This window comes from Streptomyces jumonjinensis (assembly GCF_009600885.1).
Lineage (GTDB): Bacteria > Actinomycetota > Actinomycetes > Streptomycetales > Streptomycetaceae > Streptomyces > Streptomyces jumonjinensis.
Map to the genome: position 1 here is coordinate 1 of NZ_VCLA01000141.1, position 18,716 is coordinate 18,716.

Annotated in this window: 12 protein-coding genes; 5 read left to right on the forward strand and 7 right to left on the reverse strand. The window is 73.0% G+C overall.

The window, feature by feature from the left end:
- Window positions 1-5,186 (forward strand): pullulanase-type alpha-1,6-glucosidase (gene pulA / locus FF041_RS17135; RefSeq protein WP_153523616.1); only part of this gene is annotated, 5,186 nt, incomplete at its 5' end.
- Window positions 5,187-5,333: 147 nt separating this feature from the next.
- Here the strand turns inward: pulA and FF041_RS17140 are convergent.
- Window positions 5,334-6,062, reverse strand: a complete 729-nt coding sequence (locus FF041_RS17140; RefSeq protein ID WP_153523617.1) for a TetR/AcrR family transcriptional regulator — start codon at window positions 6,060-6,062, stop codon at window positions 5,334-5,336.
- Between the two features lie 96 nt (window positions 6,063-6,158).
- Entirely contained in the window at window positions 6,159-9,269 is a 3,111-nt protein-coding gene (locus FF041_RS17145) for an alpha-N-acetylglucosaminidase (RefSeq protein ID WP_153523643.1), read from the reverse strand.
- Between the two features lie 39 nt (window positions 9,270-9,308).
- On the opposite strand from FF041_RS17145, the gene FF041_RS17150 reads away from it, so the two are divergent.
- A complete protein-coding gene (locus FF041_RS17150) occupies window positions 9,309-9,617 on the forward strand; it encodes a hypothetical protein (RefSeq protein ID WP_153523618.1) in 309 nt (102 codons plus the stop codon).
- 14 nt (window positions 9,618-9,631) lie between these two features.
- Here FF041_RS17150 and FF041_RS17155 read toward each other — a convergent pair whose 3' ends face one another.
- Both FF041_RS17155 and FF041_RS17160 read right to left on the reverse strand, forming a co-directional pair.
- Window positions 9,632-10,279, reverse strand: coding sequence for a LuxR C-terminal-related transcriptional regulator (locus FF041_RS17155; RefSeq protein WP_153523619.1), 648 nt, complete (start codon window positions 10,277-10,279; stop codon window positions 9,632-9,634).
- The gene (locus FF041_RS17160; RefSeq protein ID WP_407698167.1) at window positions 10,264-11,586 is read right to left on the reverse strand and encodes a sensor histidine kinase; all 1,323 of its coding nucleotides are present in this window, start codon (window positions 11,584-11,586) and stop codon (window positions 10,264-10,266) included. The genes FF041_RS17155 and FF041_RS17160 overlap by 16 nt, the downstream gene beginning before the upstream one ends.
- A gap of 270 nt (window positions 11,587-11,856) precedes the next feature.
- Between FF041_RS17160 and FF041_RS17165 the strand changes: the two genes are divergently transcribed.
- A complete protein-coding gene (locus tag FF041_RS17165) occupies window positions 11,857-14,067 on the forward strand; it encodes an MMPL family transporter (RefSeq protein ID WP_153523621.1) in 2,211 nt (736 codons plus the stop codon).
- Between the two features lie 153 nt (window positions 14,068-14,220).
- Here FF041_RS17165 and FF041_RS17170 read toward each other — a convergent pair whose 3' ends face one another.
- Window positions 14,221-15,219, reverse strand: coding sequence for an NAD-dependent epimerase/dehydratase family protein (locus tag FF041_RS17170; RefSeq protein ID WP_153523622.1), 999 nt, complete (start codon window positions 15,217-15,219; stop codon window positions 14,221-14,223).
- Complete coding sequence (locus FF041_RS17175; protein ID WP_153523623.1) at window positions 15,216-15,791, reverse strand: SDR family oxidoreductase; 576 nt, start codon at window positions 15,789-15,791, stop codon at window positions 15,216-15,218. The genes FF041_RS17170 and FF041_RS17175 overlap by 4 nt, the downstream gene beginning before the upstream one ends.
- Window positions 15,792-15,804: 13 nt before the next feature.
- On the opposite strand from FF041_RS17175, the gene FF041_RS17180 reads away from it, so the two are divergent.
- Window positions 15,805-16,383, forward strand: coding sequence for a hypothetical protein (locus tag FF041_RS17180; protein WP_153523624.1), 579 nt, complete (start codon window positions 15,805-15,807; stop codon window positions 16,381-16,383).
- 46 nt (window positions 16,384-16,429) lie between these two features.
- Window positions 16,430-17,857: a PepSY-associated TM helix domain-containing protein gene (locus FF041_RS17185; protein ID WP_153523625.1), complete on the forward strand. Its 1,428-nt coding sequence runs from the start codon at window positions 16,430-16,432 to the stop codon at window positions 17,855-17,857.
- Between the two features lie 96 nt (window positions 17,858-17,953).
- On the opposite strand, the gene FF041_RS17190 is transcribed toward FF041_RS17185, so the two are convergent.
- Window positions 17,954-18,538, reverse strand: coding sequence for a winged helix-turn-helix domain-containing protein (locus FF041_RS17190; protein WP_153523626.1), 585 nt, complete (start codon window positions 18,536-18,538; stop codon window positions 17,954-17,956).
- Between the last annotated feature and the right edge of the window lie 178 nt (window positions 18,539-18,716).

The following is an 18,716-nucleotide window of genomic DNA, read 5'->3' on the forward strand; positions in this document are numbered from 1 at the left end:
CCGAGCCCGCCCGCCACGACCTCACCCGGGAGCAGTTCTACTTCGTCCTGCCGGACCGCTTCGCCAACGGCGACGCCCGCAACGACCGGGGCGGTCTGACCGGCGGCCGGCTGGAGACCGGCTACGACCCCGCCGACAAGGGCTTCTACCAGGGCGGCGACCTCAAGGGCCTGACCTCGGAGCTCGACTACATCAAGGGCCTGGGCACCACCTCCATCTGGCTCGCCCCGATCTTCAAGAACCGGCCCGTGCAGGGCGAGGGCAAGGACGCCAGCGCCGCGTACCACGGCTACTGGATCACCGACTTCACCCAGGTCGACCCGCACTTCGGGACCAACGAGGACCTGGAGACCCTGATCGACAACGCCCATGCCAAGGGCATGAAGGTCTTCTTCGACGTCATCACCAACCACACCGCCGACACCGTCGACTACGCCGAGAAGAAATACGGCTACAAGCCCAAGGGCGCCTACCCCTATCTCGACCGCGAAGGACGCCCCTTCGACGACCGCGCGGGCGTCCCGGAGGTGGACGCGGACTCGTTCCCGTACACCCCGAGGGCACGCGACGCCAAGAAGGTCCCCGGCTGGCTCAACGACCCCACGATGTACCACAACCGGGGCGACTCCACCTTCGCCGGGGAGAGCTCCGAACACGGCGACTTCTCCGGTCTGGACGATCTGTGGACCGAGCGGCCCGAGGTCGTGACGGGCATGGAGCGGATCTACCGGAAGTGGGTCCGCGACTTCGACATCGACGGATTCCGCATCGACACCGTGAAACACGTCGACATGGAGTTCTGGACCCAGTGGGCCACCGCCCTCGACGCCTACGCCGCCAAGCGGGGCCGGGACGACTTCTTCATGTTCGGCGAGGTCTACTCCGCCGACCCGGCGGTCACCGCGCCCTATGTCACCCAGGGGCGGCTCGACTCGACCCTCGACTTCCCCTTCCAGGACGCCGCCCGCGCCTACGCGTCCCAGGGCGCCCCCGCCGACCGGCTCGCCAAGGTCTTCGCCCAGGACTACCGCTACACCACCGACAAGGCCAACGCCTATGAACAGGTGAGCTTCCTCGGCAACCACGACATGGGCCGCTTCGGGGCCTTCCTCAAGCAGGACAACCCCGGGGCCGGCGACGCCGAACTCGTCCGGCGTGCCCGGCTCGCCAACGAGCTGATGTTCCTCTCCCGGGGCAACCCGGTGATCTACTACGGGGACGAGCAGGGCTTCACCGGAGCGGGCGGCGACAAGGACGCCCGCCAGAGCCTCTTCGCCTCCAGGACCGCCGACTATCTCGACGACGACCAGCTCGGCACCGACCGCACCCACGCCTCGGACGCCTATGACACCCGGCACCCCCTCTACCGCTCGATCGCCGAGCTCTCCCGGCTGACCAAGGCCCACCCGGCCCTGCGCGACGGCGTCCAGCAGCAGCGGTACGCCGAGGGCTCCGTCTACGCCCACTCCCGTACCGATCCGAAGCAGCGGTACGAATACCTGGTCGCCGTCAACAACAGCACCGCGCCGCGGAAGGCCGAACTCACCACCGGCACCCCGGACACCGTCTTCCGCGCCCTCTACGGCGACAGCGCCCCCCTCCGCACCGGAGCCGACCGCAAGCTGACGGTCACCGTCCCGGCGCTGTCGTCCCTGGTCCTCAAGGCGGACAAGCGGCAGCCGCTGCCCGCGGGCAAGCCTGTCGTCACCATCAAGCCCCCGGCCGCCGGAGCCCATGGCACCGTCGAGATCGCCGCCGAAGCGGACGGCGGACAGCTCGGCCGGGTCGTCTTCGCCGCCCAGGCAGGCAACGGCCCCTGGCGCACCCTCGGCTCCGCCGACCACGCCCCCTACCAGGTCACCCACGCCATCGACCCGAAGGTGAAGGCCGGCACCCCGCTGCGCTACAAGGCCGTCGTCGTGGACGCGGCGGGCCGCACCGACAGCGCGCGCGGCTCCACCACCGCCGGAGCGGCCCCGCCCGCCGGGAAGCCGGTGGCCGTCGAGCGCGAGTACGCCGTCGTCCACTACCGCCGCGCGGACGGCGACTACGACGGCTGGCGGCTGAACACCGGAACAGGCAGCGCGCCCTTCGCCGGACGCGACGCCTACGGCGCGTTCGCCTGGGTCAAGCTCCCCGAAGGCGCGTCCAGTGTCTCGTACACCGTCGCCAAGGACGGCACCGACGACGGCCCCCGGCGCACCGTCGACCTCTCCCGCACCGGCCAGGTCTGGATCGAACAGGGCGAGGACGGCCAGTCGGACCGCGCGCCCAGCGGGGTCTACCCGCCGCAGGACAAGACCAAAGCGACCCTCCACTACCACCGGCCGGACGGGGAGTACGACGGCTGGGGACTGCACACCTGGACCGGCGCGGCCGATCCCACCGACTGGTCCAAGCCCCTGAAGCCCATCCGCGAGAACGCCTACGGAGCCACCTTCGAGGTCCCCCTCGCCCCGGGCGCCACCTCGCTGAGCTACATCCTCCACAAGGGCGACGAGAAGGATCTGCCCAGCGACCAGTCCCTCGACCTCGCCGCCCACGGCAACGAGGTCTGGCTGCTCGCCGGTCAGCCGAAGCATCTGCTCCCGCAGGCCGGCGCCGTGCCCACGCTCGACCTCGGCAAGGCCGAGGCCCAGTGGATCGACCGCCGGACCGTCGTCTGGAAGGTGAAGGCCACCGACGCCACCAGCCAGCAGCTGGTGTACGCCGCCGAAGGCGGGATCACCGTCGAGGACGGCGCGCTCAGCGACGAGGGCCGCTGGCTGCGGCTCACGCCCGGCGAGCTCACCGCCGCGCAGAAGGCGAAGTTCCCGCACCTCAAGGAGTACCCGGCGTTCACCGTCGACCCCCGCGACCAGAACCGGACACGGGAGTCCCTGCGCGGACAGCTGATCGCCACACAGCGAGCGTCCAACGGAGCGCTGCTCGCCGCCACCGGAGTGCAGACCGCCGGTGTCCTCGACGACCTGTACGCGAAGAAGGCGACCAAGGCCGCCCTCGGACCGGTCTTCACCGGCGACGGCGTCTCCCTCTCGGTCTGGGCCCCCACCGCGCGCACCGTCGCCCTCGAACTCGACGGCCGCACCGTGCCCATGCGCCGCGACTCCGACAGCGGGGTCTGGTCCGTGCAGGGGCCGAAGAGCTGGACCGGCAAGCCCTACCGCTACCGCGTCGCCGTCTGGGCCCCCAGCGTGCGCAAGACCGTCGTCAACAAGGTCACCGACCCCTACTCCACCGCCCTGACCACCGACTCCCAGCGCAGCCTCGCCGTCGATCTGACCGACCCGAAGCTCGCTCCGAAGGGCTGGCGCACCCTGCGGAAACCGGCCGCCGTGCCGCTGCGCGACGCCCAGATCCAGGAGCTGCACATCCGCGACTTCTCCATCGCGGACCGCACCGCCAGCCACCCCGGCCAGTACCGCGCCTTCACCGACCGCGCCTCGGCCGGAATGCGGCATCTGACGAAACTGGCCGACAGCGGAACCTCCTACGTCCATCTGCTGCCCGCCTTCGACATCGGCACCATCCCCGAGCGCCGCTCCGACCAGCAGACCCCCGCCTGCGACCTCAAGGTGTACGCACCGGACTCGGCCGAGCAGCAGGCATGCGTCGCCAAAGCCGCCGCGAAGGACGCCTACAACTGGGGCTACGACCCGCTGCACTACACCGTGCCCGAGGGCTCCTACGCCTCCGACCCGGAGGGGACCCGGCGCACCGTCGAGTTCCGCGAGATGGTCGCCGGGCTCAACAAGACCGGCCTGCGCACGGTCATGGACGTGGTCTACAACCACACCGTCGCAAGCGGACAGTCCGATAAATCCGTCCTCGACAGAATCGTGCCCGGCTACTACCAGCGGCTGCTCGCCGACGGCACCGTGGCCAGCTCCACCTGCTGCGCCAACACCGCGCCCGAGAACGCCATGATGGGCAAGCTGGTCGTGGACTCCGTGGTCACCTGGGCCAAGGAGTACAAGGTCGACGGCTTCCGCTTCGATCTGATGGGCCACCACCCCAAGGCCAACATCCTCGCCGTCCGCGAGGCGCTGGACGCGCTGACCCCCGCCCGGGACGGAGTCGACGGAAAGAAGATCATCCTCTACGGCGAGGGCTGGAACTTCGGCGAGATCGCCGACGACGCCCGCTTCGTGCAGGCCACCCAGAAGAACATGGCTGGCACCGGCGTCGCGACCTTCTCCGACCGGGCCCGCGACGCGGTGCGCGGCGGCGGCCCCTTCGACGACGACCCGGGGGTGCAGGGCTTCGCCTCCGGCCTCTACACCGACCCCAACCCCGCCGCCGACAACGGCAGCCCGGAGCAGCAGAAGGCCCGGCTGCTGCACTACCAGGACCTGGTCAAGGTCGGTCTGACCGGCAGCCTCGCCGCGTACTCCTTCACCGACACCCGGGGCAGGACCGTCAAGGGCTCCGAGGTCGACTACAACGGCTCACCCGCCGGATACGCCGAGGTCCCGGGCGACGCGCTCGCCTACGCGGACGCCCACGACAACGAGACGCTGTACGACGCGCTCGCCTTCAAGCTGCCGAAGGACACCCCGGCGGCCGACCGGGCGCGGATGCAGGTGCTGGCCATGGCGACCGCGCTGCTCTCCCAGGGGCCCGCGCTCTCCCAGGCGGGCACGGATCTGCTGCGCTCCAAGTCGCTGGACCGCAACTCCTACGACAGCGGGGACTGGTACAACGCCGTCCACTGGGACTGCCGGGACGGCAACGGCTTCGGCCGGGGGCTGCCGCCGGCGGCCGACAACCAGCCCAAGTGGTCCTTCGCCAGGCCCCTGCTGGCGGCCCCGTCGCTGACCGCGGGCTGCGCGGAGATCACCGGGGCGGCGGACGCCTACCGGGATCTGCTGAGCATCCGCAGCGGCGAGAAGGTCTTCAGCCTCGACTCGGCGGAGCGGGTGCAGTCGGCCGTCTCCTTCCCGCTCTCCGGGAAGGACGAGACCCCCGGAGTGATCACCATGCGGGCGGGGGAGCTGGTCGTGGTCTTCAACGCGACCACACAGGCCCGGGAGCAGCGGGTCGACGCCCTCGCCGGTGAGGGGTACCGGCTGCACCCGGTGCAGGCGGGCGGATCGGACCGTACGGTCAAGTCCTCGGCGTACGAGAAGAGCTCGGGGACCTTCACCGTCCCGGCGCGGACGGTCGCGGTCTTCGAACGCGGCTGACGGACCCGGGGCCTGTCCGACGGATCAGGCCGAGCCCCCGGCCCCGGGAGCGATCCCGGGGCCGGGGGCTTCCGTCGCTCCCGACGCTCCTCCCGCTCCCGACGCTCCGGCCGGCTCAGCTCGTTCTCGGCGCGGGCACCCGGGCCATCACCCCGGGGGTCTCGGCGCGGGCACCCGGGCCATCACCTCGGGGGCCATCGCCATCAGCCGCCCGGCCAGATCGCCGAACGGGCCCTCCAGCGGCTCGCCCGCGAGCATCCCCGCCACCAGCGCGGCCATCTCGTCGTCGTACGCCGCGCTCACCGCGCAGAGCGCAGCGAAGTCGTGCACCAGCTGGAGCTCCAGCTCCGCGCGCGGGATCTCCCGGCCGTCCAGCCAGATCAGCGCGGTCGACTCGGCCAGCGACACCCAGGAACGCACCACCAGCGCCAGCCGCACCGGGGGCTCCGTGATGCCCAGATGCGCCATGATCTGGTCGTACGCGGCCTGCCGGACCTCGTCGATCATCGCCTTGGCGGTGGTCGAGCCGACGGCCGGGCCGCCGCGCATCAGCGCGGAGAAACCGGGCCCGTGGTCGTCGACGAAGTCGAAGTAGCGCTTCATGACCCGGAGCAGCCGGGCCCCCAGCGGCCCTCGGTGCGGCTCGTCGAACCGGGCGGCCAGATCGTCGGCCGCACGGCGCAGCGCCGCTTCGTACAGGCTCTGTTTGCCGGGGAAGTAGTGGTAGACGAGCGGGCGGGAGATGCCGGCCGCCGCCGCGATCTCGTCTATCGACACCTCGTCGGGGGAGCGGGCGCTGAACAGCTCCAGCGCCACACCGATCAGCTGCTTTCTGCGCTCCTCGACGCCCATCCTGCGGCGTACCCCGGTCGTCATGCGAACAGCCTACCGACTGCTGTCCGCGCACCTGTTCTACAGGGCGAGTACCAGCCGTCCGCCCCGTGGGAACGGCCCCGTCGACCGGTGCCGCCGTCAGGAGAGGGTCAGACTCCAGTCCCGGAAGCAGACGGTGCCCCGCGCTCCGCTGCCCCCGTTCATCGCCGACATGAACAGGCCCACGTCCGCGACCGCCGCGGCCCCCGGGACCGTCACCGTCCCCACCGTCCGCCAGCTCAGGCCCCCGTCCGCCGAGAACAGGCCGGTGAACGACGCCCCCGCGCCCCGGAGCAGCCGCAGCAGCACCGGGGCGCGCACCCCCTTCACCCGCTGATAGGCGTCCAGCGTGCCGTCGCCGTTGGAGTCGTACGACAGGACCACGCCCTGGCCGGGGGTCACCGCCAGATTCATGAAGCCCGCGTCGCCGGGGGCCGTCAGATCGTTGCGGACGATGATCCCCGCCCGTGCCCAGGGGGAGGTGGCGTCCTGGCTGTCCACCCGGAGCTCGGCCCGGCCGCCCGGGGTCAGCGCGGCCCTGCGGTAGGCGGCGCCGAAGTGCGCGATGCCACGCCAGAGGTCCCGGCCCGCGCCGTTGATCGCGAACCGTTCGCCGAACTGCCCGAAGACCGCCGCGTTGGTGGTGAAGACGTGCCATCCGGGCTCCAGCGGCGCGGCGGCGTACAGCGCGCCCCGCTGGGTGGGCGCCACCCGGTCCTCGCCGTGCGGCCCGTACCGGACCTCCAGTGCGTACGGCAGCGCGCGCAGCGGCTCGGTGAGGGGCTCGGCGGGGGCCCGCACCCGCCAGGAGACCGAGCCGCCGCCGCCGGCGGGCACCGGGCCGAGCCGGACCGTGCCCTCGGGCCCGGGGGCCAGCAGGGCGCTGCTCAGGGTGAGATCGATCCGGCCGGTCCCCCGCAGCCCGCCGAGGTTGCGGAAGGCCGCCGTGACCGTCCCGGAGCCGCCGGGCCGGAAGGCGGGCGGGTCCGAGGTGATGGCCGTCTGCCCCTGATAGGGCGCGGCGGCGAGGGTCTCGTACACCCGCTGGGCGACCTTGCGCACATCGCCGGTGGGCCGCAGCGGATACGCCCGCCGGTCCAGGGTCCACGCCTCCTCGTCCGGATACCAGTCGAAGGACCCCGGGGCCCGCTCCTCCTCCAGCGCCGCCGTCAGCTCCGTCAGATACCGCTCCCACTGGGGCAGATGCACATCGGCGATCAGGCCCTGCCAGTCCCGGTTGGCGTAGTTGCTCAAGTGCCCGGCCACCGTGCGGTCGCCCCAGGTGGTGATCAGGGTCCGGGCGGTCCGCTCCAGTCCGTCGGCCTCCGCTGGGCTGGTCGCCAGCCGTCTGGCGTCCGCCAGCCACGGTCCGACCTGGAACGCCCGATGGCATCCGGCCACCGTGTCCGCCAGCCGCATCAGCTTCAGCCAGAGCGCGGCGACGGCGCGGAAGGTCTCGGCGTCCTTCTCCGCGTACGCGGTCTGCAGCGCCGGCTGAAGGGTGCGCGAGCGGTTCGCCAGCGCCTGCCGGGCGAGGTCGGTGAGATCGTGGCGGTAGGCGTCCGAGTCGCGCAGCCGCCGGTCCGCCGTCAGCAGCGAGGCGAACGCCCGGTCGAAGACGGCCGGATCGTAGGCCGTCGCGATGGCCGAGGTCAGACTCGGCCTGCGCAGAAAGAGCGAGTCGTACGGGCGGCCGTCCGGGCTGGTCAGCCGGTACGCGGTCGCGGCCAGCGCGGCGAAGGCGTCCTCGGCCGCCGGGTCGGGGCCGCCGTAGCGGATCCGCGCGTACTCCCGGAACCAGGCGTCCCGGTCGATGCGCTCCTCCCGCCAGGCCAGCTCGCTGAAGAGCTCCAGCGCCGCCGGATCGCGCTCCGCCGCCTCCGGCATGTACGCGGTGCCCGCCAGCGCGCTGCCCGGCTTGTCGCGCCAGGCCGTGAACCGCGCCGTCCAGCGGTCGGTGTTCGCGCCGATCGTGGTGCGCCCGCCGAAGTTGGGGATGGTGCCGAAGGCGTAGGGCGTGCCCCGCCACTCCCGCTCCCGGTCGGTGACCGTGTCCAGATCGGAGAGCCCGTCCACGATCAGCACCCGGCTGGTGTCGAGGGCGTCGAGCAGCGCCGGGCTCGGATTGGCCTGCCAGCCCAGGATCACCCAGGTCGCGCCGGGCCGGGCCGTGCGCAGGGCGGTCTCGACCGCGCGGGCGGCGGCGGCGACGGGGACGTCTCCGGCCTCGCCGCCCTCGTGCAGCAGATCCATCTTGAAGGAGTCGGCCGCGCCGAAGAGCGTCCGCTGATGCCGGTAGAAGGCGGCGGCGACCTCGGGGAAGACGGTGGAGCGGGGGTCCAGCCAGTCGGGGCGGGGCAGCCCGTTCCAGCTGCCCTGGGGGATGGTACGGGCCCCGGGGTTCCGGTCGGCGAACCCCTCCGGGACCGTGCCGAAGTACCCCGGCAGCACCGGCCGCATCCCCAGCTCGCGCATCCGCCGCACGATCCGCCGCCCCAGCTCCGTGCGCTTGGCCAGCAGCTCGGGGGAGAGCGGGCCGCCGTATCCGCTCATGTTCTGGAGCAGCCACCAGGGCTGGTGCGAGGGCGCGGGCAGCCAGGCGCGGGACTCCGCGTCCGAGTAGCCGAAGTCCATGAGCAGCCGGTGGTAGACCGCCTCCTGGCCCGGGGTGACCAGCACCTCGTTGCAGCCGTGCAGGGCGAGGACGTCCAGCAGCCGCTCCCAGCGTGGCCAGTCGGCGTACGGGCCGGTGTAGCCGTCATGGGTGTCGTTGCACACGAACCGGTGCGGCACCGTCGCCGAGCGGGCCAGCGCGGCGCGCGGCGCTGGCAGCTTCCCCGGCAGTCTCAGCTGGCTGCCGGACCAGGAGACATGGGCCCGGCAGCGGTATTTGAGATACCAGTGCGCCCCGGTGAGGAGCACGGCGGGGGAGGTGCCCGCGACCTCGATCCGGCCGGTGGTGCCGGTGACCTCGAACCGCTCGGCGCCGCCGCTCAGCGGCTTCAGCAGGAACTGCTCCGCGTGCCGGGGCAGCAGCCGTCGCAGCGCGGCCCGCGCGGGGGCGGTGCTGAACGGGGCCGCGACCCCGCCGCCGCGGTGCGCCGCGGCGGCGGCCTCCGGGGCCGGGACCGTGACCGGGACCGTGAGCGCCGAGCTCACGCCGATCGCTCCCGCGGTGCCCAGGACCTCGCGTCTCGACAGCTCGACCATCAGCGCCTCCGTGTTACCCACGTCACAACCGGTGCGTGCGTGGCGCAGGTTACCGGGCGTCCGGCCGCGTGGAACGGGATCGTGGAGGCACGATGGCCGCACGCGGATGACGGCGCACGCCGTAGCGCGATCTACTGCCCATCTGATATCGGGAGTTGTGATGTTGACGGCGGCCGTCGTCTGTTCCGGCGGCCGATGACGCCGATCGGCGTGGCGGCGACCACGACGGCGGCGCTCGTCGATCCAGGGCGGCCGGCCCGGATCGCATCACCGGTGCCGCTGACCGGTGTTGACGCACTCCGCCATGCCGTTCATCGGATTGTCATGGAATCCATGGACCGGGGCTGACGCCCGCGCGGGCGTCAGCCCCGGTCCAGATAGGCCAGTACCGCCAGCACCCGGCGGTTGTCGTCGTCCGACACCGGCAGATCGAGCTTGCCGAAGATATTCGAGGTGTGCTTCGCCACCGCCCGCTCGGTCACCACCAGCCGCTCGGCTATCGCCGCGTTGGAACGCCCCTGGGCCACCAGCTCCATGACCTCCCGTTCCCGCGGCGTCAGCTTCCCCATGGGCCTGTCCTGGGAACGGCGCGAGAGCAGCTGGGAGATCACCTGCGGATCCATCGCCGTGCCCCCGCCCGCCACCCGCCGCACCGCGTCGATGAACTGGTCCGCGTCGAAGACCCGGTCCTTGAGCAGATAGCCGACCCCGCCATTGCCGTCGGCCAGCAGCTCCCGCGCGTACAGCTGCTCCACATGCTGGGAGAGGACCAGCACCGGCAGCCCCGGCCGCGCCCGCCGCGCCGCCAGCGCGCACTGAAGGCCCTCGTCCGTGTGCGACGGCGGCAGCCGGACGTCGACGACGGCGACGTCCGGCTTCAGCTCGGCCAGGGCCTCGGTGAGCTCGGGCCCGCTCTCCACGGCGGCCAGGATCTCGAAGTCGTACGCCTCCAGCAGCCGCACCAGACCGTCGCGCAGCAGAAAGAGGTCTTCGGCTAGAACAACTCGCAAGGGATCTCCATGGTGACCATGGTGGGGCCGCCCGCGGGCGAGCTGACGGCCAGGACGCCGTCGAATGTACCCAGTCTCCGTTCGATTCCGCTCAGACCCGTTCCGGAGCCGGAGCCGGAGTCGGATGCGGAGCCGTCGCCGGACGCGGAGTCGGACGCGGAGGAGCCGCCGACGGTCGCGCCGCCCCGGCCGTCGTCGGTGACGGCGATCCTCAGCGAGCCCTCGGCATGGGTGATGTCCACCCAGATCCGCTCGGCCCCCGCGTGCTTGACCGCGTTGGTGAGCGCCTCGCTGACCGCGAAGTACGCCGCCGACTCCACCGGCGCCCCGGTCCGGCCCGCCAGCTCCACATCGACCTCGGTCCGGACCGGCAGCCGCAGCGCCAGCGCCCGGACCGCGTCCCCGAGCCCCCGCTCGGCCAGCACCGGCGGATGGATGCCCCGGACCAGATCGCGCAGCTCGGTCAGCGCCTCGGCGGAGGACTCCCGGGCCTTGGCGATGAGCTCCTTCGCCCGCGCCGGGTCCTTCTCCACCAGCGCCTCGATCGCCCCCAGATTCATGCCCATGGCCACCAGCCGGGCCTGCGCGCCGTCGTGCAGATCGCGCTCGATCCGGCGCAGCTCGGCCGCCGAGGTGTCCAGCGCGTCATGCCGGGTCTCGGTGAGCCGGCCGATCCGCTCCTCCAGCTCGCCCTCGCGGCCCGGCCGCAGCACCGCGCCCACGAGGGCGAAGTGGGTGCGTACGAGCGCGGTGTTCGCCCAGAGCGCGACGGCGATCAGCGCGAGGCCGAGCAGCCCGGCGAGAGTGCCCGTACCCCACCCCTCGACCGGGACGAACGCGTACCAGTAGGGGCCGTTCTCCGCGTCGGCGAGCGGGATCCAGAGACCGGCGGCGACCAGCAGACCGAAGACGCCGTGGAGGATCAGCCCCGGCGCGAGCACCGCGACGACGGCCCCCGCGGTCATGTCCACCAGCAGCCACTGGACATCACGCCGGACGGCGGGGTCCTTCAGCAGCAGCGAGCAGCGCTCGACCCGGCCGGTGATCCCGCCGCGCGGATCGACCGGGAAGGGCCGGTACGCGGCGGGTATCCGCAGCGCGGCCCACCGGGCGGCCAGCAGCCGGCGGCGGCCTGCGTGCGCCCGGACCAGCCCCAGCACGGCCGGGGTGGTGAAGACGCCGACGCCGATCGGGATCAGGACGATGGAGACCACCGTCAGCACGAAGAGGGTGACCGATCCGATCAGCGCCAGCAGCGCCAGCGCCAGCCCTTGGACGGCGGCTGCCAAGGCTGTACGTACTCTCATCGCGCCCATCGGGCTCCCCCTCGTCGGTGTCTCTTCCCCGCCCGCCCCGACTCTGCCGGTACGGGCTCTGACCCCAGTCTGTCCCGAGCGCCGCGCGGCGGCACTGGGCCCTGCCACCGGACCGGGGGTGTATCCAGCACCACCCCCTTGACCTCGCCTTATGGCTCCGGGAGAGGGGGGCTCGACGGCTGGGGGACGAGCGCGCCGGTTTCTACCGTCGTACTCGACCTGTCCGGTGTTCACCGGCCTGACCCTGGGGGCTAGACAATCATGAGGCGCAATCTCGCGGCGCGTATCGGTGTGTGGAGCGCACACCACCGGAAGACGGCGGTGATCGGCTGGCTGATGTTCGTCGTGCTGACCGCGGGCATCGGCGGTGCGGTGGGCAGGGTCGAGATGTCCGCGTCCGAACAGGGCGCGGGCGCGTCCGCGAAGGCGCAGAAGATCCTCGACGACGCCGGTCTCGACCGGCCCGCCGGTGAGCTCGTCCTGGTCGCCGCCGAGCGCGCCGGGGGCTGGAAGACGGCCGCGGCGGAGCTCACCGAGGCGATCGGGAGGACCGGCGAGGCCGCGAAGGTGCGTCCGCCGCTCGTCTCGGAGAGCGGCCGTGAGGCGCTGATCCGCTTCGAGATCGAGGGCGACCCGGAGACGGCCGCCGACCGGGTCGGGCCGGTGCTCGACGCCGTACGGTCGGCGGGCGCGGGCCACGACGGCGTCGAGGTGCACCAGTTCGGCGACGCCAGCGCGGAGAAGTGGCTCGACGACCTGCTCGCCGACGACTTCGTGAAGGCCGAGTTCACCGCCGTGCCGCTGGCGCTGGGCATTCTGCTGGTCGCCTTCGGCGCGGTCGTCGCCGCCCTGCTGCCGGTCGCGCTCGCGCTCACCGCCTGCCTCGCGGCCTTCGGACTGCTCTCGATCGCCAGCCATCAGCTCCCGCTGTTCTCGACCACGTACTCGGTGATGTTCCTGATGGGGCTGGCCGTGGGCGTCGACTACTGCCTGTTCTATCTGCGCCGTGAGCGCGATGAGCGGGCCGCCGGGCGGGACGCGGAGACCGCGCTGCGGATCGCCGCCGCGACCAGCGGGCGGGCCGTGCTGGTCTCCGGGGTCACGGTGATGGTCGCCATGGCCGGGATGTTCCTCTCCGGGCTGATGCTCTTCGAGGGCTTCGCCCTCGCCACCATCCTCGTCGTCTTCATCGCGATGCTCGGCTCGGTGACCGTGCTGCCGGCGCTGCTCGCCTGGCTCGGCGACCGCACCGGCGCGGGACGCGTCCCCTTCCTCAGCCGCCGGGGCAAGCGCGGCGCACAGCAGAGCGGGGCGGTCGCGGCTTCGGTGCTGCGGCCCGTGCTGGCCCGGCCGAAGCTGTTCGCGGCGGTCGGGGCGGCGGTCCTGCTGGCGCTGGCCGCGCCCGCCGTGGGCATGAAGACCGAACAGCTCGGCTGGGAGAAGCAGTTCGGCTCGGACTCCGGGCTCGCCATCGCCCACCAGAGGATCGCGGAGGCGTTCCCGGTCGGTCCCGAGCCCGCGCTGGTGGTCGTCGCGGCCGATGACATCACCGCCGGGCCGGTACGGGAGGCGCTGGCCCGCTTCGACCGGGTCACCGTCCACCGGGCCGAGTCCATCGCCGAGATCGAGGTCCCGCTCGCCGGGAACGGCGCCGACGACCGCTCCCGGGACGCGCTGGCGAAGCTGCGGGAGGAGACCGTGCCCGCCGCGTTCGAGGGCACGGGGGCGCGGGCGTATGTCACCGGGACGCTCGCCGAGTCCGTCGACTTCAGCGAGCAGCTGCGGCGCGGGATCGCACCGGTCTTCGCCTTCATCGCCGGTGTGACCTTTCTGCTGATGCTGTTCTGCTTCCGGTCGTATGTCGTCGCCGTGACCTCGATCGTGCTCAATCTGCTCTCGGTGGGCGCCGCCTACGGCGTGATGACCGCCGTCTTCCAGCACGGCTGGGGCGCCGGGCTGCTCGGCACGGAGGCGGTGGGCGCGGTCCAGAGCTGGATACCGCTGTTCGTCCTGGTGGTGCTCTTCGGACTCTCGATGGACTACCACGTCTTCGTGGTCTCCCGGATCCGCGAGGCGTACGACCGGGGGGTGGGGACGCGGGCCGCGATCAGCGAGGGCGTCCGGGCCACCGCGGGCGCGGTGACGGGCGCGGCGGCGATCATGGTGGCGGTGTTCGCGGTCTTCGGCACCCTCTCCATGCAGGACATGAAGCAGATGGGCGTGGGCCTGGCGGTGGCGGTGCTGCTGGACGCGACGGTGGTGCGGATGGTGCTGCTGCCGTCGGTGATGGCGCTGCTGGGCGAGCGCAACTGGCGTACGCCGAGGCTGCTGCGACGGCTGCCGGAGGTGTCGCACGGCGAGGCGGAGCCTTCCTGCGCGGCGTCGTCAGGCCCGGCGTCCGCCGGCGCGGCGTCCTCCGGTCCGGAGCACGGTGACCCGGCGGGCCGGGGAGCGCCGGTGAGGGTGCGGTGATACGGGACCGGGGCCCCGCGCCAGGGATGGCGCGGGGCCCCGGTGCGGTCCGGCTCGCCCGGTCCGCCGCAGGGCCGCAGGGCCGCAGGGCTGTGCGGCGGACCGGGCTCCGGCGCGTGGTTCCGCGTACGGCTTTCCGGCGGTCCGGCTGCCTCAGAGCCCGAGGACCTTCGCCTCCAGCTCCGGGGCCAGACCCACGCGCGACACCCGGCCGGGGCGCTCGGGCGGGACGCCGCCGATCGAGCGGAGCCAGCTCCAGGTGTCGGCGACGGTCTCGGCCACCGGGCGGCAGCGCAGCCCCGCGCCGAGGGCCTTGGCCACGCTGACCCCGTAGACCGAGTTGTGCAGCTCGGCGGCCTCGGTCCGGGGCACCCAGACCGGCAGCTGCGTCCAGGGCTCTATCCCGGCGGACAGGATCTCCCCGGGCGGCGTCCAGCGCAGCTCGGCGGTGGAGCCGGTGACCCGCACACAGGCCGTCAGCAGCTCCTCCATCGTGGTGTGGCCCGGCTCGCTCACCAGGTTGTACGGGCCGTCGAGTCCGGCCTCGGCCGCCGAGAGGGTCCACTCGGCGAGATCGCGGATGTCGATGTACTGAAGGGGGTTGTCCCGGGGTCCTGGCGCGAGCACCGGGCCGCCCCGCTCGATCCGCCGCAGCCACCAGGGCAGACGGTCGATGTTCTCCCAGGGCCCGAGCAGCAGCCCGGCGCGGACCAGCAGCGACCGGTCCGCGCCGAACGCGTCGAGGACGGCGAGCTCCCCGCCGCGCTTGGCCTCGGCGTACGGGACGTCACCGGCGTCGGGGGAGGCGTCGACCACCGGGGCGGTCTCGTCGAACCCGACGGCGGGCGGCCACGCGTACACCGAGCAGCTCGACACATAGACATAGCGGTCGGCGCGGTCGGCCAGCAGCCGTGCCGAGTCCCGTACGACCCGGGGCGCGGCTGCCCAGGTGTCGACCACCGCGTCCCAGCGGCCGTCCCGGAGCGCGTCGAGCCCACCGGGTCGGGTGCGGTCGCCGAGCAGCGCGGTGACGCCCTCCGGGGCCTTGTGCCGCCCCCGGTTGAAGACGGTGACATCCCATCCCCGCCCGACGGCCGCTTCGGCGACGGCCCGCCCGGCGAACTCGGTGCCGCCCAGAATCAGAAGTCTCATGAGGCGACTCTGCCCCGTCGCGCCAAGCGCTGACCAGCGTTTCCGCTGCGGGAGGAAGCACGGACCACCGGCCCCGGCCGGAGGTCTGCCCGTGCTCTGTACCCCGAGTCGGCGTGCAGTGGGGTCCTGATTGTTCCGGACGCCACCGGATTGAACCTGATCCCGTCGGCCGTGAGTTCGGCGGCCCGGCTGGTGGTGAGCGCGTGGGCGCCTGCCTTGCCGGCCGCCGGGGCGGAGGCGGGGAATCCGGCGAGCGCGTGATCCACCAGCACCGTGCCGATGCTCACGACGCTGCCCCCGCGCCCCTGCACCCGCTGGGCCCCTGCACACGCTGCACCCGCTGGGCCCCTGTACCCCTGCGCCCCCGCGCCCCTGCACCCGCCGGGCCCTGCCCGGCATCCCGCTCCCGCTGGGCCCTGCCCGGCATCCCGCTCCCGCCGGCCCCTGGGAGATTCCCCACACACGCCCCCCTCCCGCCCCGGCCGTGCGGGATGGCAGCATGTGCGCACCATGACTGATGCCCGGTCGCCGCTCCGCGCTCTGCGTGCCGCGCTTTTCGCGGCGATATGCATATCGCTAGCTGCTATGGGGCATTCCTTCACATCTGGTCATGACATCCCCCTGGATCTTCTGCTCCCCGCCTTCCCGCCCATCACGGCCCTCGCCTGGCTGGCGGGCTCCCGCCGCCGTGGCGCGCTCACCATCGGGCTCGGACTGCTCGCCGCGCAGGGCGGGCTCCATCTCCACTTCGCCCAGGCCCAACTCCACGGCCCCGCCCCCGTCTCCGCATCCGCCCCCGTACCTCTCCACGGCGCCGCCCCACCCGCCGCCCACGCGCTGGCCGCCGACGCGCCCCTCCTCGGCCCGTCGCCCGTCGCCATGGTCGCCGCCCATCTCCTCGCCGCCGCCTTCTGCGCCGTCTGGCTCTCCCACGGCGAGACAGCCTTCCTCAAGCTCGTCCGCGCCGTCGGCGCCCTCGCCTTCACCCCGCTGCGCCCGCCGCTCACCGCGGCGCCGCTGCCCGGGGCCCCGAAGCCCGCCGGACACCGGCGGCGGGCGGCCCGTCCGCGCCGCCAGACCCTGCTGCTCGGCCACACCCTGATCCGCCGTGGTCCGCCGGTGCTCCCCGCACCCCGCGCCACGGCCCCCGGAGCCACTGTCTGACCTGGGGCCGGTTTCCCCTTGTCGACCTCGACTCCACAGGACCATCATGGCCATCGAAGCCCCCGTCGAGGGCAGCACCGAGACCGAGCGGGAGGCCCCGTCGGGCTCCTCCTCGGGCTGGAGCGCCCTGCGGCCCCTCGCCCTCCGCATCCACTTCTACGCCGGCCTGCTGGTCGGCCCGCTGCTGCTGATCGCCGCTGTCAGCGGACTGCTGTACGCCCTCTCCTTCCAGGCCGAGAAGATCGTCTACCGGCAGGAGCTGACCGTCCCGGCGGGCGAGGGGGCCCTGCCCCTCTCCGCCCAGGTCGAAGCCGCCCGGGAAGCCCGGCCGGACGGCACGGTGACCGCCGTCTGGCCCGCGGCCGAGGACGACGCCACCACCCGGGTGCTGATGAGCGCGCCGGGCATCGAGGAGGGCAAGTCCCTCGCCGTCTTCGTCGACCCGTACACCGCCGGGATACGCGGCGAACTGACCTCCTACGGCAGCTCCGGCGCCCTTCCGCTGCGCACCTGGGTGGACGAGCTCCACCGGGATCTGCGGCTGGGCGAGTTCGGCCGCCACTACAGCGAACTGGCCGCGTCCTGGCTCTGGGCCGTCGCACTCGGCGGTCTGCTGCTCTGGCTCGGCCGCAGACGCACCGCCAAGCGCGAGCTGTTCCGGCCCGAACGCGGCGCCAAGGGCCGGCGCAAGGTCCTCGGCCTGCACGGCTCCGTCGGCCTGTGGGCCGTGACCGGTCTGGTGCTGCTCTCCGCGACCGGACTGACCTGGTCCCGTTACGCCGGTGAGAACATCGGCGCGATCCAGGACCAGCTCGGCGGCGCGACCCCGGCGGTCTCCGCGGCGATCGACGCGGGCTCCGGCGGGGGCGGCGAGCACGAGGGCCACCACGGCGGCGGCTCGGGCTCCGCGCACCAGGGCGCCGACATCGGGCTCGACCAGGCGCTTGAGTCCGCCCGCGGCGCCGGGATCGACTCCGGCGAGCTGGCGATCAGCCTGCCCGCCGAGGGCACCGGCTATGTCATCAAGGAGCGGGACACCGTCTTCCCGGTCCAGCTCGACTCGGTCGCCGTCGACCCGGGCGACGGCGCGGTGATCGATGAGCTCCGGTTCGCCGATTACCCGGTGCTCGCCAAGCTCACCCGCTACGGCATCGACGCGCACACGGGCGTGTTCCTGGGCCTGCCCAACCAGCTCGCGCTGGCCGCGCTCGCCCTCGCGCTCATCCTGCTGATCGTCTGGGGCTACCGGATGTGGTGGCTGCGCGGCTCCGTCCGGGGACAGGGGTTCGGCGGCCGTCCGATACCCCGGGGAGCCTGGCGCCGGGTCCCGGTGAGCGCGCTGCTTCCGCTGATCGCGGTCACGGCGGCCGTGGGCTGGTTCATCCCGCTGCTCGGGATCAGCCTGCTGGCGTTCCTGGCGCTCGATCTGGCGCTGGGAGCGGTGGCGAGACTCCGTACGCGTACGCGTACGTAGGTCGTATCGTCGAAGTCCCGTCCGTCCGGCGGGCGGGACTCCGTACGCGCGCCGGGACGACGGGCGGGCCCGGGCCCGCCCGTCGTCAGCGGTGCCTCACGGCGTGTACTTGTAGCCGACCCGCCGCACGGTCTGGATCGTGTGGCGGTGCTCGGCGCCCAGCTTGCGGCGGAGCCGGGCGACATGGACGTCCACGGTCCGTCCGTCGCCCACATGGCCATAGCCCCACACCGTCGTCACCAGCTGGTCGCGGGTGTGCACCCGGTGCGGATGCGTCACCAGATGCGTCAGCAGCTCGAATTCGAGATAGGTCAGATCGAGGGCTCGCCCGTTCACCACCGCGATCCGCTCGGCCTGGTCGATCCGCACCGGACCCGTCCCGCCGACGGCGGCCGGTGGGTGCTGATCGGCCGGCACCAGGACGAGATAGCCGACCATCGGGGGCCGGCCGGGCAGGCTGGGCACGGTGTGCTGGGGCGCGGGCAGCCAGGTGGCCCCCGGCGGCAGCAGCTCCGCCACCTGAGCCAGCCGCACCGGCGGTACGACCTCGTCACGTTCGACGGCCCGGAGGCGGCGGGCGGTGCTCACCCCCGCGGCGGGGCGTGCGGCGGCGGAGCCGCCCGGAACGGCGGAGACGGCGGAGACGGTGGAGACGGCGGAGAAGGGAAGGGAGTTCGCCATGAGAGGTCAGCTCTCTTTCGCGCGGAGGAGTCGTCGAGTCGGGTGGGACGGACGTACGTCGTGCGCGCTGGGCCGAAGGCCGGAGGAGCGGCGTTAGAGGGCCTGCGCGTTCACCGCGCGGCAACACTCCCGGTCGAAGTCATGGTCCTGCCGGGACGGCCAGAACGGCTCAAGGTCG

Bases quoted from the DNA above. Each gene is read 5' to 3' on its own strand.
- FF041_RS17140 (WP_153523617.1), bottom strand. From the start codon at position 6,062: ATGACGACCGGGGTACGCCGCAGGATGGGCGTCGAGGAGCGCAGAAAG.
- FF041_RS17145 (WP_153523643.1), bottom strand. From the start codon at position 9,269: ATGGTCGAGCTGTCGAGACGCGAGGTCCTGGGCACCGCGGGAGCGATC.
- FF041_RS17160 (WP_407698167.1), bottom strand. From the start codon at position 11,586: ATGAGAGTACGTACAGCCTTGGCAGCCGCCGTCCAAGGGCTGGCGCTG.
- FF041_RS17165 (WP_153523621.1), top strand. From the start codon at position 11,857: ATGAGGCGCAATCTCGCGGCGCGTATCGGTGTGTGGAGCGCACACCAC.
- FF041_RS17170 (WP_153523622.1), bottom strand. From the start codon at position 15,219: ATGAGACTTCTGATTCTGGGCGGCACCGAGTTCGCCGGGCGGGCCGTC.
- FF041_RS17175 (WP_153523623.1), bottom strand. From the start codon at position 15,791: ATGCATATCGCCGCGAAAAGCGCGGCACGCAGAGCGCGGAGCGGCGAC.
- FF041_RS17180 (WP_153523624.1), top strand. From the start codon at position 15,805: ATGGGGCATTCCTTCACATCTGGTCATGACATCCCCCTGGATCTTCTG.
- FF041_RS17185 (WP_153523625.1), top strand. From the start codon at position 16,430: ATGGCCATCGAAGCCCCCGTCGAGGGCAGCACCGAGACCGAGCGGGAG.
- FF041_RS17190 (WP_153523626.1), bottom strand. From the start codon at position 18,538: ATGGCGAACTCCCTTCCCTTCTCCGCCGTCTCCACCGTCTCCGCCGTC.